This window comes from Tenacibaculum dicentrarchi, from assembly GCF_964036635.1.
Classification (GTDB): domain Bacteria; phylum Bacteroidota; class Bacteroidia; order Flavobacteriales; family Flavobacteriaceae; genus Polaribacter; species Polaribacter dicentrarchi.
In genome coordinates this window covers 2,743,967-2,759,721 of sequence record NZ_OZ038524.1, presented here as the reverse complement: position 1 = coordinate 2,759,721, position 15,755 = coordinate 2,743,967, and the positions used below count along the sequence as shown (strand labels likewise).

Annotated in this window: 12 protein-coding genes, 1 tRNA gene and 1 pseudogene; 11 read left to right on the top strand and 3 right to left on the bottom strand. The window is 31.2% G+C overall.

Annotated features, from left to right (window positions below; all coding sequences use genetic code 11):
* Nucleotides 1-60: 60 nt before the first annotated feature.
* From ABNT14_RS12130 to folB, 3 genes are all read right to left on the bottom strand, one after another.
* A complete protein-coding gene (locus ABNT14_RS12130) occupies nucleotides 61-1,029 on the bottom strand; it encodes a hypothetical protein (protein ID WP_145993565.1) in 969 nt (322 codons plus the stop codon).
* A 145-nt stretch (nucleotides 1,030-1,174) separates the two neighbouring features.
* Nucleotides 1,175-1,245 (bottom strand) — tRNA-Cys (locus ABNT14_RS12125).
* Nucleotides 1,246-1,349: 104 nt separating this feature from the next.
* Entirely contained in the window at nucleotides 1,350-1,712 is a 363-nt protein-coding gene (gene folB / locus ABNT14_RS12120) for a dihydroneopterin aldolase (protein ID WP_101902237.1), read from the bottom strand.
* Nucleotides 1,713-1,832: 120 nt separating this feature from the next.
* Here folB and ABNT14_RS12115 point away from each other — a divergent pair, with 120 nt between their 5' ends.
* The 11 genes and pseudogenes from ABNT14_RS12115 to ABNT14_RS12065 all read left to right on the top strand — a co-directional run bounded on the left by ABNT14_RS12115 (nucleotide 1,833) and on the right by ABNT14_RS12065 (nucleotide 15,754).
* A complete protein-coding gene (locus ABNT14_RS12115; protein ID WP_101902238.1) occupies nucleotides 1,833-2,720 on the top strand; it encodes a RimK family alpha-L-glutamate ligase in 888 nt (295 codons plus the stop codon).
* The gene (locus tag ABNT14_RS12110) at nucleotides 2,701-3,666 is read left to right on the top strand and encodes a succinylglutamate desuccinylase/aspartoacylase family protein (protein ID WP_101902239.1); all 966 of its coding nucleotides are present in this window, start codon (nucleotides 2,701-2,703) and stop codon (nucleotides 3,664-3,666) included. The genes ABNT14_RS12115 and ABNT14_RS12110 overlap by 20 nt, the downstream gene beginning before the upstream one ends.
* A gap of 122 nt (nucleotides 3,667-3,788) precedes the next feature.
* Nucleotides 3,789-5,150, top strand: coding sequence for a DEAD/DEAH box helicase (locus tag ABNT14_RS12105; RefSeq protein ID WP_101902240.1), 1,362 nt, complete (start codon nucleotides 3,789-3,791; stop codon nucleotides 5,148-5,150).
* Between the two features lie 333 nt (nucleotides 5,151-5,483).
* Complete coding sequence (locus ABNT14_RS12100; protein WP_101902241.1) at nucleotides 5,484-6,776, top strand: aminopeptidase P N-terminal domain-containing protein; 1,293 nt, start codon at nucleotides 5,484-5,486, stop codon at nucleotides 6,774-6,776.
* Between the two features lie 122 nt (nucleotides 6,777-6,898).
* On the top strand, nucleotides 6,899-7,525 hold the full coding sequence (locus ABNT14_RS12095) for a DUF6973 domain-containing protein (protein ID WP_232114043.1): 627 nt from the start codon (nucleotides 6,899-6,901) through the stop codon (nucleotides 7,523-7,525).
* Between the two features lie 314 nt (nucleotides 7,526-7,839).
* Nucleotides 7,840-9,528 carry a glutamine--tRNA ligase/YqeY domain fusion protein gene (locus tag ABNT14_RS12090; RefSeq protein WP_101902242.1) on the top strand — a complete coding sequence of 563 codons (1,689 nt, stop codon included), beginning with the start codon at nucleotides 7,840-7,842 and terminating at the stop codon, nucleotides 9,526-9,528.
* A 223-nt stretch (nucleotides 9,529-9,751) separates the two neighbouring features.
* Nucleotides 9,752-10,856: pseudogene (locus ABNT14_RS12085) on the top strand (PSP1 domain-containing protein); the annotation flags it as partial.
* A gap of 726 nt (nucleotides 10,857-11,582) precedes the next feature.
* Nucleotides 11,583-12,068, top strand: a complete 486-nt coding sequence (locus tag ABNT14_RS12080; RefSeq protein ID WP_101902243.1) for a gliding motility lipoprotein GldH — start codon at nucleotides 11,583-11,585, stop codon at nucleotides 12,066-12,068.
* A complete protein-coding gene (locus ABNT14_RS12075) occupies nucleotides 12,068-14,353 on the top strand; it encodes a transglycosylase domain-containing protein (RefSeq protein WP_101902244.1) in 2,286 nt (761 codons plus the stop codon). The genes ABNT14_RS12080 and ABNT14_RS12075 overlap by 1 nt, the downstream gene beginning before the upstream one ends.
* A gap of 39 nt (nucleotides 14,354-14,392) precedes the next feature.
* Nucleotides 14,393-15,094, top strand: a complete 702-nt coding sequence (locus ABNT14_RS12070) for a CoA transferase subunit A (RefSeq protein WP_101902245.1) — start codon at nucleotides 14,393-14,395, stop codon at nucleotides 15,092-15,094.
* 3 nt (nucleotides 15,095-15,097) lie between these two features.
* Entirely contained in the window at nucleotides 15,098-15,754 is a 657-nt protein-coding gene (locus tag ABNT14_RS12065) for a 3-oxoacid CoA-transferase subunit B (protein ID WP_101902246.1), read from the top strand.
* Nucleotide 15,755 lies beyond the last annotated feature (1 nt).

Below are 15,755 nucleotides of genomic sequence, written 5' to 3'. Positions count from 1 at the left end.
ATGAAAACAAAAAAGACGCACTAATTAGTGTGTCTTTTAGCTATTTTTTATAAAAAAACCTTATTTTTTATCGTTAGTTGCTAATAAAAAACCAATGGTGAAATTTGCATCCCAGTCAAAAATTACGGAATGAACTTTAGTAACATCATTTATGGCTTTAAAAATATTTAAACCAGATTTTATTTTTTCACCTCTTCTTTTAATTACTTTTTGATAAAAATTAGTGTCTTTATTTAAAACCGTGTAGCGTTCATTTCCTTTACGTAAAGATTTTGCTAATTGATACGGAACACCTCCTATTATAAAACATTGAGAAGCTATGTTAGAAGGAATTTTTTCTGCAATTTTCTGCACTGCTTTATATACAATTGTATCAGCGACTCCTTGCTGAAAATACTTCGCACCATAGGTTTCTTTACCTATTATTTTATTGGCTTCTAAATACGATATTTTTGTGTTTCCCGAGCCTATATCTACTAAATAAGCTGTTTTTTCAAACCTTTTAGGAATAACAGCATCTAAGGCATATTGACCTTCTTGCTCAGGTGTTACCACATTTACAACGTAACCTATTCTTTTAAGTTCTTGTTTTATTAGTTTGGTAATATCTTGTTTATTAGCCCCTGAACTTACTACAAAATGTATGTTACTAGGCTTTACACCAAACTCTATAATTCGTTGTATATATTTCTTTAATTTTTTATTAACCTCTTGGGTATTGGTAATTCCTTCGGCAATTAAACTATTACCAAATTCTTTACTTTTCATTTCCCAGTTGTTATTTTTATCAATAGCAACAATAAATGAATTAAAACCAGAGGCACCTAATTCTACAACTCCTTTTAAAGTTCCGTTAATTGGTTTGGTTGGTTTGTAATTAAAACTAGCCGTTTTCCTTTTTTCTTTTTTTACCGATTTTTCAGCAATTTGACTAGTTACTTTTACTTCTTTTTTTTCTTCTGATTTACAAGAAACAAAGGCTAGTGAGATTGTTAATAAAACCATCCACAGCAAAGGCATTTTTTTCATAAAATTTTAAATTTAATTGTTTTTTATCTGGGGAGGAATTTTTCTGTAAAAATACTTTTTTTGTTTTTTTGAAACAAGAATTTTATATGAAGTAATTATTAAGAAATAAAAAACCTTATAAATCAAAAGACTTATAAGGTTTTAGAGGTGTCTAGCGGATTCGAACCGCTGTACATGGTTTTGCAAACCATTGCCTAGCCACTCGGCCAAGACACCTTTTTAATATTTAAGACTGCAAATTTACATTTTTTTTTCAAAATATCTATTTTTTTATAGAAATTTTTATAAAAATGTTATTAACATTATGTCAACATCATTTGTTAATTAGTACGTACATCTTTTAAAACAATAACAACTTCGGCTACATTACCTCCAATTGGTGGATTAATTTTAGCAACGCTAACCTCAGCTTCATCAACAAGTTGTATCTCTTTAAAAACTCTATTTAAAATACGTTGTGCAACATGTTCTAATAATTCCGAACGAATTGCCATTTCTTCTTTTACAATATGATTTAAATGTACATAATCAACAGTATCAACTAATTTATCGGTTTTTGCTGATTTTTGCAAATTTGCTTTTACTTCAATATCAACTCTATATTCTGAGCCAATTTTTGCTTCTTCTTCTAAACATCCGTGATTTGTAAATAATCGAATGTCGTTTACACGTATAATTCCCAAAATATATTTTATTGAATTTATAATTACAAAAATACGTTTTTTACTTTACTTAAAAATATTGATATTTATCACTCAAAAAAAATAGTAAATTTGTTTTAGTTGAATCATCAATTAATATTTATGACAATTTTTATTCTTTCTGTAAGCGAGCAAATATATTCTACTCAAAGAATATATAATGAAGCAAATCGTCGTGGACATAATGTGCGTGTTATTAATCATTTAAAATGTAGTATAAAACTTGCAAATGGTAAATCAGAAATAATATATAATGGAGAAAATATTATTGATATTCCTGATGTAATTATTCCTAGAATTGGTGCTTCTGCTACACGTCACGGAGCTGCGGTGGTGAAAGAATTTGAATTAAATGGTACGTATACAACAGCAACTTCTTTAGGTATTTTACAAGCTCAAAATAAGGTTCGTACTTTACAAATTATGAATCAAAATAATATTCCTATTCCTAATACTATATTTGCTGTAAATCCTGATAATATTGATGAACAAATTAATTTATTAGGTGGTGGACCTATCATTATAAAATTACAAGAAGGTACACACGGTTCTGGAGTTATTTTAGCTGAAAGTAATAAATCTGCTAAATCAATTATTGATACTATGTACAGTACCAACGCCAGTATTTTATTACAAGAATTTATAAAAGAAAGTAATAGCGAAGATATTCGAGCTTTTGTAATTGGTAATAAAGTAGTGGCATCAATGAAACGAAAAGGTTCAGAAAATGATTTTCGTTCAAATATCCATCAAGGTGGTAGCGGATTTAAAGTTAATTTATCCGAAGAAGAAGAACAAATTGCCATAAAAGCAACACAATATTTAAACTTACCTATTGCTGGAGTTGATTTAATTCGCTCAAAAAGAGGCTCTTTATTAATTGAAGTAAATACAGCTCCTGGTTTACAAGGAATTGAAAACTACACAAAACATAATACAGCCAAAGCAATTATTAAATTTTTAGAAGATAATGTTTACACAAAACTTTAAAAACGGAGTTGTAGAAATTCGAGGTCATAAAATTGGACTCGGAAAATCTGAACTTATTAAAATTCCTGTAGATAGATTACCAACTGGTACACTTATAGAAATTCCTGTATATGTTTTTAATGGAACACAAAAAGGACCTACCGTTTTATTGCAAGGTGGTTTACATGGTGATGAAGTAAATAGTATTGAATTAGTTCGTAGAATGCTAATTGATAAAAACTATAAAATTAATAGCGGTTGCGTTATTGTAGTACCTTTATTAAACGTTTTTGGATTTTTAAGTTTATCAAGAGATATGCATGGCAAAGATGTTAATAGAAGTTTTCCAGGAAGTAAAAAAGGCTCTTTAGCTGGTAGAATGGCATATTATTTAATGCAAGAAATAACTAAAAATGTTGATTTTGCTATTGATTTTCATACTGGTGGAGCGCAAAGAAGTAATTTTCCGCAAATAAGATATACGCCTAATGATGAAGATGCTTTTGAATTAGCTAAAATATTTAATGCTCCTTTATTATTTGCATCAAAATTAATTCCTAAATCATTTAGAAATCAATGTTATAAAAATAATATTCCTGTAATTGTGTATGAAGGAGGCGAATCTTTACGTTTAAATGAAGATGCAATTCAGCAAGGAATAAACGGAACACTTCGAGTGTTAAAACATTTTAAAATGATTGATAAAAACATTGTAATTCCTAAAAACACTAGCGTTATCATCAATAAAAAACGAATGTGGATTCGTGCTAAAGTTGCAGGTTTGTTTAATCCAACAGTAAAAAACGGAGCATTTATTCTAAAAGGACAAATTTTAGGACATATTATGGATACCTACGGAGAAACAAATTTTGCTGTAAAAGCTCCTGCCGATGGATATATTATTGCTAAAAATAATTTCCCGATTGTAAATATGGGCGATGCGTTATTTCACTTCGGAAATGCCTAATAATTCATCAAAAACAACAAAAAACAGTCTTAAAATTATTAAAAATGCACCTATAAATAAATAGCAGTATCTTTGCATCTTCATAGAAGTGCTTATTTTAGAGTATTTCTGAAATAATATATATGACATTTAAATCTTTAGGATTATCCGATGCTTTATTAAAAGCCATCGAAGAAAAAGGATACGATACCCCATCACCAATTCAAGCAAAAGCAATACCTCCTATTTTAGAAGGAAAAGATGTATTAGCCTCAGCACAAACAGGAACAGGAAAAACTGCAGGTTTTACATTACCTGTTTTACAACGTTTAGCTGACTCTAAACACCCTAAATACAGACCCGTAAGAGCATTAGTACTTACACCAACAAGAGAACTTGCTGCACAAGTTCATGATAATGTAAGAGAATATAGTAAGTACTTAGATATAAGGTCTACCGTAGTTTTTGGAGGTGTAAAAGCCGCTAGCCAAATAAAAACATTACGTCAAGGAGTCGATATATTAGTAGCTACCCCTGGTAGATTATTAGATTTACATGACCAAAAAGCAGTATCTTTTAAAAGAATAGATGTACTTATTTTAGATGAAGCTGATAGAATGTTAGACATGGGTTTTGTTAGAGATATTAACAAAATTATCAGTTTTATGCCTGAAAAACGTCAAAACTTGATGTTTTCTGCAACTTTTTCAACAGAAATTAAACGATTAGCTTCAGGAATTTTAAGAAATCCTGTTTCGGTAGAAGCAGAGCCAGAAAATTCAACTGCCGAAAAAGTAGCTCAAAAAGTATATACTGTTGATAAAGGTAAAAAAACCGAAGTAGTTATCAACTTAATTAAAGATGGTAATTGGAGTCAGGTTTTAATCTTTACAAGAACGAAACACGGTGCTAATAAATTAACTGAAAAGTTAATAAAGTCAGGAATTTCTGCCGCGGCAATCCACGGAAATAAAAGTCAAGGAGCTCGTACAAAAGCATTGGCAAATTTTAAAAATAATACCAACCGAGTATTAGTAGCTACTGATATTGCGGCTCGTGGAATTGATATTCCTTTATTACCACACGTTATTAACTTCGAATTACCAAATGTACCTGAAGATTACGTACACAGAATTGGTAGAACTGGTAGAGCTGGTGCAAAAGGTGAAGCACTTTCATTAGTTTGTAGCGAAGAAACAGAGTATCAAAAAGAAATAGAAAAAATATTAAAGCAAAAGCTAAAAACTGAAGTTATTCCTGGGTATGAACCCAAAGATACGGCACAGCCTAAAAGAGCTTCAACACAAAAGAAAAGTTCAACAGCCAAGAAAAAAGGCGTAGGAGCAAGTCATAGAGGTGGTACTGGTGCAAAACCTAAAAGACAACGTCCTAGTAATAATTCACGAAGTGGCTCTTCACGAAGTAATTCTTCTAGAAATCGTTCTTCTGAAAATAATTCTGGAAATAATTCTCGAAACTCATCAAAAAGAAATACAAGAAGATAATTTTTTTAAACTTCTTATAAAATACGAAAACCTCCAAAGTTTGATTGTCAAATTTTGGAGGTTTTCTATTTTATATCACTTACAATACTTTTTATTAAAATTATTAGAAGCAATTTCCCGCTTTCCACACTCGCTTTTTTTGTTTGAAAAAAACAAAAAAGAGCTCAAACAAAGCTTCAATCGGGGCTAGGAATTTCAACTATTTTCAAGCGATAGAACAAAACAACTTACAGCTTGTTAAAAAAAGTTAAAAATCATAAAAAAACACCAGGCTACAATAACTTTAATCCTAAGTTTTAATTATTTTTGAAGAACATTTTAATTGTTAGCATTATGAAATACGACCCAATAAACAGTAGCTTATTTATAGAAAATCGCAAAAACTTTATGGCAAAAATGAAGCCAAATAGTGTTGCTGTTTTTAATTCAAACGATGTATATCCTGTAAGTGCAGACAGCATGCTTCCTTTTGAACAACATCGTGATATTTTCTTTTTAAGTGGTGTTGACCAAGAAGAAAGTGTTTTACTTTTATTTCCTAATTGCCCAAAAGAACACTTACGTGAAGTATTATTCGTACGTGAAACAAACGAACATATTGCAGTTTGGGAAGGTGCAAAATTAACCAAAGAAAAAGCATTCGCAACTAGTGGAATCAAAAGTGTTTATTGGTTACAAGATTTAGAAAAAGTACTTGCCGAAATAATGGCACTTGCCGAAAATGTGTACATAAATACCAACGAACATTATCGTGCATCGGTAGAAACAGAAACTCGTGAAGCTCGTTTTACAAAATGGTTATTAGCAAAATATCCTGCACATTCTGTAGCTAAAAGTAACCCTATTTTACAGCATTTACGTTCTTTAAAAAATCCTATTGAATTAGCTTTAATTCAAAAAGCCTGCGATATTACCGAAAAAGGGTTCAGACGTGTCTTAGATTTTATCAAACCTGGGGTTTGGGAGTATGAAATTGAAGCAGAATATATTCATGAATTTATCAGAAATCGTTCTAAAAGATTTGCCTATACGCCAATTGTAGCTTCAGGAAATAACGCCAATGTATTGCATTATATTGAAAATAATCAGCAATGTAAGGCGGGCGATTTAATTTTGATGGATGTAGGCGCACAATATGCCAATTATGCTTCCGATATGACTAGAACCGTGCCTGTTTCTGGTCGTTTTTCGGAACGTCAAAAAGCAGTGTACAATGCGGTAAACCATGTAAAAAATGAAGCTACTAAATTATTAGTCCCTGGAACTATTTGGGCTGATTATCATAAAGAGGTGGGTAAAATAATGACTTCAGAATTGTTAGATTTAAAATTAATCGACAAAGCGGATGTTCAAAATGAAGACCCAAACTGGCCTGCATATAAAAAATATTTTATGCACGGAACTTCGCATCACATGGGCTTAGATACCCACGATTACGGATTATTACATCAGCCAATGCAAGCAAATATGGTGTTTACCGTTGAGCCTGGAATTTATATTCCTGAAGAAGGTTTTGGTATTCGTTTAGAAGACGATGTAGTAATTCAAGAAAATGGTGCGCCGTTTAATTTAATGCGTAACATTCCTATTGATGCTGATGAAATTGAAAGTATTATGAATAAATAATTTTTTATCTAAAAGATTATTCTAAAAATAAAGCTTAAGAAAGAACAGGAAAATTGCACAAGAATTACAAGGGGTTTAAGCCCCTTGTTTTTTGTTTGAAAACTAAAAATAAATAAAATCTTATGATAAAAAAATACGTAGTGCTTATTTTACTATTTACCAGCTGTTTCTCTTTTTCACAATCTAGCTGGAAAAAATTTAAAAAATTATCTTCTGCAAAAAAAATATGGATTATTTTTCATCCATTTAAAGCTAAAAAAGCACAGCGAATTTCTAAAGAAGCTTATAGAGTTGCCGATTCTATTAAAAAATCGCCAGTATTAGACGGTGATGGTGCAGGTGGGCAAGTTGATGCCTTTCGTCATGCCTTTTGGATGGCGAGTTTGCGTCAAGAGATAGGAAAAAATGCCGCTCGTTCCTTAGGAAAAGCACACGAAAGAGAAAATTATCAAACCTATAAAAAACGAAAACTAGAAGACGGTGTTATTCCTGATAAAATAGCAACAACAATGGATTTATTTAACAATAATATTGGATTATCGCTTACTAAAAAAGGTGTTATAACGCCTAAGAAAGCATTGATTTCTAAAGTGATTAAAGCTATTAAAGCAGGTAAATTAAAAATTATCAAAAAAGATGCCAACGGAAATTTTTTAACCTGTAATAATACACTTATCTCTAAAAAGTCATTAAAAGGAAAGTGGGAAAACAATAAGTGTTTGATAAAATCTAATCCTATAAAATTATAAAATAGCCTTGAAAAATAAGTAACACAAACAATATGATTTGTTAACATATACTTACATTTTAAGGCTAAAAACAACGTTATATTTGTAGTGTTGTTGTTCTTAAAACACCCCCATGTGTTAAGTACTTAACTCGTTTCCTTGTGTGTTGCGAGTTTTTTTATGCTTTTTTTACAATATAAATAGTTAAATAAGTTGTTTTAAAATTGATTTTTATAGTCAGATAAAAATATTTAAACTAAAAAACAGGCTTTTTTTTTATATAGAAATCCCTTCAACTATTTTTGCGTAATTTTGTGATTCAATACCAACAGAAAATGTCAGAAGAAAAAAAATCATTGAATTTTTTAGAGCAAATAATAGAAGAGGATTTGGCAAACGGAATGCCAAAAGAAAGTTTACGTTTTCGTTTTCCTCCAGAACCTAATGGATATTTACATATCGGACACACAAAAGCTATCGGAATTAGTTTCGGTTTAGGGCAGAAATATAATGCTCCTGTAAACTTGCGTTTTGATGATACAAATCCTGCTAAAGAAGAGCAAGAATATGTAGATGCTATTAAAAAAGATGTTAGTTGGTTAGGATATCAATGGGAAAATGAATTATACTCATCTGATTATTTTCAGCAATTATACGATTGGGCTGTTTCACTAATAAAAGACGGAAAAGCGTATATTGATAGTCAATCTTCTGAAGAAATGCGTGTTCAAAAAGGAACGCCAACGCAAGTAGGAACTAACAGTCCTTTTAGAAATAGAACTGTTGATGAAAATTTAGATTTATTCAGCAGAATGAAAGCTGGTGAGTTTGAAGAAGGAACACATGTTTTACGTGCAAAAATTGATATGGAATCGCCAAATATGTTAATGCGTGACCCATTAATGTATCGTATTTTAAAGAAAGCACATCACCGTACAGGTAATGATTGGGTTATTTATCCAATGTACGATTGGACACACGGAGAAAGTGATTATTTAGAGCAAATATCGCACTCATTATGTTCTTTAGAATTTAAACCTCATAGAGAATTATATAACTGGTTTCGTGACAATGTGTACGAATACAGTAAGTCAGAATTTCCAAATGCACCAAAACAACGTGAGTTTTCTCGTTTAAATTTAAGCTACACTATTATGAGTAAGCGTAAGTTATTAACATTGGTAGAAAATGGCATCGTAAACGGATGGGATGACCCAAGAATGCCAACAATTTCTGGATTAAGAAGACGTGGATATACACCTGCTTCAATCCGTAATTTTATTGAAACTGTGGGAGTTTCTAAAAGAGAAAATGTAATTGATGTTTCTTTATTAGAGTTTAAAATTCGTGAAGATTTAAATAAAACTGCCAATAGAGTTATGGGAGTTTTAGATCCTGTAAAAGTAATTATTGATAATTATCCTGAAGATAGAGAAGAAATTCTTATTGCAGAAAATAATCCTGAGGATGAAAACGCTGGTACAAGAATAGTTCCTTTTTCAAGAGAAATTTACATCGAAAGAGAAGATTTTAGAGAAGAAGCTAATAAAAAATTCTTCCGATTAAAATTAGGAAAAGAAGTTCGTTTAAAAAATGCTTATTTTATAACTGCAACAAGTTGTGAAAAAGATGAAAATGGCAAAATTACCGTAATTCACTGTACCTATGACCCATTAACAAAATCGGGTAGTAATACTGAAGAAAGTAAGCGTAAAGTAAAAGGTACTTTACACTGGGTTTCTGTAAAACACGCCGTAAAAGCTGAGGTTAGAGTGTACGATAGATTATTTTCTGATGAAGCTCCAGATGCTCATAAAGACAAAGATTTTATGGAATTTGTAAATCCTAATTCATTAGAAAAAATTACTGCTTTTGTAGAACCAAGTTTACAAACTGCTAAAATTGGAGAGCAATTTCAATTTCAACGTTTAGGATATTTTAATGTTGATGATGATTCAACTTCAGAGAATTTAGTATTCAATAAAACAGTTGGATTAAGAGATAATTGGGCAAAGAAAGCTTAAATGAAGTATCATATTTAAAATTTTAACACCTCATAATTCTATAAAATTATGAGGTGTTTTTTATGCTAAAAATCCGTTTTTCATTTTCGTGAGAATATGTATCTTTACTGATTAAGTAAAGTTATGATAAAATTTTTATCTAACTTAAAATTAATCGCAAAAAAGTGTTTTTTGATACTGGGTTAAATCAGATTTAAAAAATACTTCTAAAATATATAATTTTATGAGTTGTAACAGTTGTTCAACTAGCAAAGACGGAGTTCCTGGAGGATGTAAGAGTAATGGAAATTGTGCCAGTGGTACTTGTGGAAGTGGAAATAAATTAGCTGTTTTTGATTGGTTATCGAATATGACTTTGCCAACAGGTGAAGCCCCTTTTAATATTTATGAAGTTCGATTTAAAAACGGACGTAAACATTTTTTTAAAAATACCGAAAAATTAACCCTTTCAATGGGTGATGTTGTAGCTGTTGAAGGTTCATCAGGTCATGATATTGGTATTGTAGCTTTAGCAGGTGAACTTGTAAAAGTTCAAATGAAAAAACGTAAAATTACTGCAGATAGCGAAGATGTAAAAAAAATATACAGAAAAGCATCGCAAAAAGATATTGATATTTGGCAAACAGCTAGAGATAGAGAGCAAGAAACACAGCGAAAAGGACGAGAAATAATTAGTCGTTTAGAACTGAAAATGAAACTTTCTGATGTAGAATATCAAGGAGATGGTACAAAAGCTACTTTTTATTATACAGCCGATGAACGTGTAGATTTTCGTCAGTTAATTAGAGATTTAGCAGGTACTTTTTCTATACGTGTAGAAATGAAACAAGTTGGTATGCGTCAAGAAGCAGCTCGCTTAGGTGGAGTAGGTTCTTGTGGTAGAGAATTATGTTGTTCTACTTGGTTAACCGATTTTAGAAAAGTAAATACTGCAGCTGCACGGTATCAACAATTATCATTAAATCCGCTAAAATTAGCAGGACAATGTGGTAAATTAAAATGTTGTTTAAATTTTGAATTAGATACGTATTTAGATGCTTTAAAAAGTTTTCCGAAGCAAGATAAAGTACTTAAAACTGAAAAAGGAGATGCTGTTTTTGTAAAAATGGATATCTTTAAAAAAATAGTTTGGTATACTTATAAAGAAGAAAGTTTTAAATGGTTTAGATTATCGTTAGAACAAGTAAATGAAATTATTGTATTAAATCAAAATAATGAGCTCGCTTTACCGTTAGATGAATATGAGTTAGAGGTTAATGTACAGCCAATTGTCGATTTTGAAAATGTAGTTGGTCAAGATAGTTTGACTCGTTTTGATATTCCTAAGAAACCTCGTAATAATGCGAGAACAAAACCAAGAAAACAAGCAGTCAAAAAGGATGGTTTATCTGTTAAAAGACAACCAAATAAAAGACATCAAAGAGCTTCTGTAAATAAAAAAGAAGGGAGTTTACCTGTAAAAAATGAACATTTGGAAGGTCAACCAAAAAGACGTACTCAAAGAAAACCTGTAAATAAAAGAGAAGACGATTTATCTACAAAAAATAAGCAAGTAGAAAAACAGTCCAAAAGACGCCCTCAAAGAAGACCTATAAATAAAAGAGAAGGAGATTTATCTGTAAAAAATCAGCAAGGGGAAGGACAACCAAAAAGACGCCCTCAAAGAAGAGCTACAAATAAAAAAGAAGGAGATTTATCAGCAAAAAATCAGCAAACAGAAGGACAACCAAAAAGACGTCCTCAAAGAAGAGCTATAAATAAAAGAGAAGGAGATTTATCAGCAAAAAATCAGCAAACAGAAGGACAACCAAAAAGACGTCCTCAAAGAAGACCTATAAACAAAAAAGAAGAAGATTTATCTGTAGAAAATAAGCAAACAGAAGGACAATCAAAAAGACGCCCTCAAAGAAGACCTATAAATAAAATAGTCATAAAAAAGGATGTTGTTAAAAAAAACACTAATATTAGTAAGTCAATAGAAAAAGAAACATCTAAGGAGAATAAGTTTAAAAAATCGACAACGCCGACTAAAAATAAAAAGAACGATATAAAAAATGAAAAATAGCCTAGTTATCTTTTTTTTAGCTGTTTTTGTAATCATATCTTGTGATTCAAAAAGTGTTTATGATACCTATAGTACGCTACCAGAAGGTTCATGGAATAAAAATAATGCAATTGTATTTACTTTTGATATAAAAGATTCAATACAAAAAAAAAACCTATTTATAAATCTTCGAAATAATGAAGACTATGCTTATAGTAACCTGTTTTTAATAACACAATTACGCTTTCCTGATGGGGAGTTGGTCGTTGACACTTTAGAATATGATATGACAGATGTTAACGGAAAATTTTTAGGAAAAGGCTTTTCAGGAGTTAAAGAAAATAAATTATTTTATAAAAAAAATATAACATTTCCTACTACAGGAACACATACTTTTAAAGTTGCACAAGCTATGAGAAAAAATGGTAAAATAGAAGGTATTAAAGAGCTTAAAGGAATTACACAAGTAGGATTTAGAATTGAAAAAATACAATAATGACAGAGCATAACACAACTAGTTTTAGTAGATATATCAAATGGTTTTGGGGCATATTATTAGGTGGATTCCTCTTTGTAGGGCTATTATTTTTATTAGCTTCATGGGGAACTTTTGGAGCGTTACCTTCATTTGAAGAGTTAGAAAACCCTAAAAGTGATTTGGCAACAGAAGTTATTTCTTCGGATGGAAAAACATTAGGAAAATACTATGTAAAAGCTAACAGAACACCAATTGAGTATAAAGATTTGCCTGAGGTTTTAATAAAAGCCTTAGTAGCTACCGAAGATGAACGTTTTTACGAGCATTCAGGTATTGATTTTTATGGTACAGCAAGAGCTATTTCAAATTTTGGAAGAAAAGGAGGTGCGAGTACTATTACACAGCAATTAGCTAAAAACCTTTTTAATAAAGGAGGTTCGAGTAATATTTTTAAGCGCCTTTCTCAAAAATTAAAAGAATGGGTAGTTGCTATAAAATTAGAGCGCCAATATACTAAAGAAGAAATTGCTACTATGTATTTAAATACACAAGGTTTTCTATTTAACGCTACAGGTATTCGTTCTGCTGCACGTATTTATTTTGGTAAAGAACCGAAAGAATTAGATATACAAGAGTCTGCTATTTTAGTAGCGATGTTAAAAAACCCAAGGCAGTATAACCCATATAGAGAGCGTTCTAAAAAAAAATCGTTACAGCGTAGAAATGTGGTTTTTGCTCAAATGGCAAAAAATGAGGTTATCAGCCAAAAAGAAAAAGATTCGTTACAAAAATTACCTTTAAAAATCAATTTTACTCCAGAGAGTCATAGTGATGGATTGGCAACTTATTTTAGAGAAAATTTAAAACAACGTCTTAAAAAATGGGCAAAAGAAAATCCAAAAGATAACGGTGAGTTTTACAATATTTATAAAGATGGTTTAAAAATACACGTAACTATTGATTCTCGCATGCAAAGGTATGCTGAAGAAGCAAGTAATGAGCATATGGCTAATTTGCAATCTTTTTTCTTTAAAGAACAAAAGAAAAATAAAAATGCTCCTTTTTACGATTTAGAAAAATCTCAAGTTTTAAATATTTTAAAACGAGGAAAACGAAGTTCAACACGTTACAGACGTATGAAGGCGGCAGGGAAAAGTGAAAAAGAAATAGAAAAATCGTTTAATACTGATACCGATATGCGTGTGTTTTCATGGAAAGGAGATAGAGATACTGTTATGACTCCCTACGATTCTATTCGTTATTATAAGCATTTTTTACGTTCTGGTTTGGTTTCCATTGAGCCACAAACAGGGCATATTAAAGCGTGGGTAGGAGGTATCAGTCATAAATATTTTAAATATGATGCAGTAGAACAACAAAAACGTCAAGTAGGTTCTACTTTTAAACCTTTTGTATATGCAACAGCGATTAATCAATTAAAAATGTCACCATGCGATAAATTACCTAATATTTTATATACGATTCCAAAGGAAAAATATGGAATGCCAAAAGATTGGACACCTGAAAACGCAAGTAACAAATATGGCGGTGAATTAAGTCTAAAACAAGCTTTAGCAGGTTCTGTAAATGTTATCACAGCACAGTTAATAGATAAGGTATCGCCTATAAATGTGGCACGTTTGGCAACATCCGCAGGTATAAAGTCAGAAATTGATCCAAATCCTTCTATTGCTTTAGGAGCAGTTGATTTATCATTAATAGAAATGGTAAGCGCATATTCAACATTTGCAAATAAAGGATTACGTGTTAGTCCAATGATGATTACCAGAATTGAAGATAAAAATGGAACTGTTTTACAAGATTTTGTACCTAAAACAAAAGAAGTTTTAAGTGAAGAATCAGCTTATGTGGTATTAGATTTATTAAAAGGTGTTACACAGTTTGGTTCAGGTGCAAGATTACGTTCTGGTTGGACTCGAAGAAAAGATGCTACAACAGGTTTTCCGTATAAATTTACTAATCCAATTGCAGGAAAAACAGGAACGACACAAAACCAATCAGACGGTTGGTTTATGGGGGTTGTACCAAATTTAGCAACGGGTGTTTGGACAGGTGGTGAAGATAGAGCAACCCATTTTAAAGGAATCGGTTTAGGACAAGGAGCAACGATGTCATTACCAACATGGGGTTTATATATGCAAAAATGTTATGCAGATAAGTCGTTAAATATAAGTAAAAAAGATTTTGAAAAACCTTCAGGCGAATTAACCATTACCGTTAATTGTAGTGAGGTAAAAAAGAATGAGGATAAACAAAATGAAGAAGGAGATACTGATTTTTAAGAAGATTTAAGAATTCTATTAACATTATAAAAAACTAAAATGATAAATAAAAAAGTAAATAGTGTACAAGAAGCCCTTGAAGGTGTAAAAGACTCGATGACCTTTATGTTAGGAGGTTTTGGTTTGTGTGGAATACCAGAAAATGCAATTGTAGAATTAGTAAAATTAAATGTTAGAGAGGTAACATGTATTTCTAATAACGCAGGTGTTGATAATTTTGGTTTGGGTTTATTACTTCAAAATAAACAAATTAAAAAAATGATTTCTTCGTATGTAGGAGAAAATGATGAATTTGAACGTCAAATGCTTTCTGGTGAATTAGAGGTAGAGCTAACACCCCAAGGAACTTTAGCAGAAAAATGTAGGGCTGCACAAGCTGGTTTTCCTGCTTTTTACACTCCTGCAGGTTACGGAACTGAAGTTGCAGAAGGAAAAGAAACTAGGGAGTTTGATGGTAAAATGTATGTATTAGAACCTGCTTTTAAAGCCGATTTTGCCTTTGTAAAAGCATGGAAAGGTGACACAGCAGGAAATTTAATTTTTAAAGGAACTGCTCGTAATTTTAATCCGAATATGTGTGGAGCAGCAACGATTACTGTTGCTGAGGTTGAAGAGTTAGTGCCAGTAGGGACTTTAGACCCAAATCAAATACATATTCCTGGTATTTTTGTACAGCGTATTTTTCAAGGAGAAAAATATGAAAAGAGAATTGAACAACGAACTGTAACTCCTAAACTGTAAAAAATGGCTTTATCAAAACAACAAATAGCACAGCGAATAGCAAAAGAATTACAAGATAAATGGTATGTTAATTTAGGAATCGGAATTCCTACGTTAGTGGCTAATTATATTCCTAAAGGAATTGAAGTTGAGTTTCAATCTGAAAATGGTTTATTAGGTATGGGACCTTTTCCAATAGAAGGAACTGAAGATGCTGATTTAATAAACGCAGGAAAACAAGCCGTAACGGTTTTAGATGGTGGGTCTATCTTTGATTCAGCTACAAGTTTTGCTATGATTCGTGGAAAACACGTGCAATTAACTGTTTTAGGGGCAATGGAAGTTGCTCAAAATGGAGATATTGCCAATTGGAAAATCCCCAATAAAATGGTTAAAGGAATGGGGGGAGCAATGGATTTAGTAGCATCGGCAGAAAATATTATTGTAGCTATGATGCACACTAATAAACGTGGCGAATCTAAAATATTAAAAAAATGTTCTTTGCCCTTAACTGGTGTTGGTTGTGTTACAAAAGTAGTTACAAATTTAGCCGTTTTAGAGGTTAAAAATAATGCATTTTACTTATTAGAAAGAGCTCCTGGTATTTCTATTGATGAAATAAAAGAAGCTACCGAAGCAACTTTAATAGTAGAAGGAGAAATTCCTGAAATGGATATTTAAC

Excerpts from the sequence above, each read along its gene's own strand:
- ABNT14_RS12130 (WP_145993565.1), bottom strand. The coding sequence starts at position 1,029 with ATGAAAAAAATGCCTTTGCTGTGGATGGTTTTATTAACAATCTCACTA.
- ABNT14_RS12115 (WP_101902238.1), top strand. The coding sequence starts at position 1,833 with ATGACAATTTTTATTCTTTCTGTAAGCGAGCAAATATATTCTACTCAA.
- ABNT14_RS12110 (WP_101902239.1), top strand. The coding sequence starts at position 2,701 with ATGTTTACACAAAACTTTAAAAACGGAGTTGTAGAAATTCGAGGTCAT.
- ABNT14_RS12105 (WP_101902240.1), top strand. The coding sequence starts at position 3,789 with ATGACATTTAAATCTTTAGGATTATCCGATGCTTTATTAAAAGCCATC.
- ABNT14_RS12100 (WP_101902241.1), top strand. The coding sequence starts at position 5,484 with ATGAAATACGACCCAATAAACAGTAGCTTATTTATAGAAAATCGCAAA.
- ABNT14_RS12095 (WP_232114043.1), top strand. The coding sequence starts at position 6,899 with ATGATAAAAAAATACGTAGTGCTTATTTTACTATTTACCAGCTGTTTC.
- ABNT14_RS12090 (WP_101902242.1), top strand. The coding sequence starts at position 7,840 with ATGTCAGAAGAAAAAAAATCATTGAATTTTTTAGAGCAAATAATAGAA.
- ABNT14_RS12080 (WP_101902243.1), top strand. The coding sequence starts at position 11,583 with ATGAAAAATAGCCTAGTTATCTTTTTTTTAGCTGTTTTTGTAATCATA.
- ABNT14_RS12075 (WP_101902244.1), top strand. The coding sequence starts at position 12,068 with ATGACAGAGCATAACACAACTAGTTTTAGTAGATATATCAAATGGTTT.
- ABNT14_RS12070 (WP_101902245.1), top strand. The coding sequence starts at position 14,393 with ATGATAAATAAAAAAGTAAATAGTGTACAAGAAGCCCTTGAAGGTGTA.
- ABNT14_RS12065 (WP_101902246.1), top strand. The coding sequence starts at position 15,098 with ATGGCTTTATCAAAACAACAAATAGCACAGCGAATAGCAAAAGAATTA.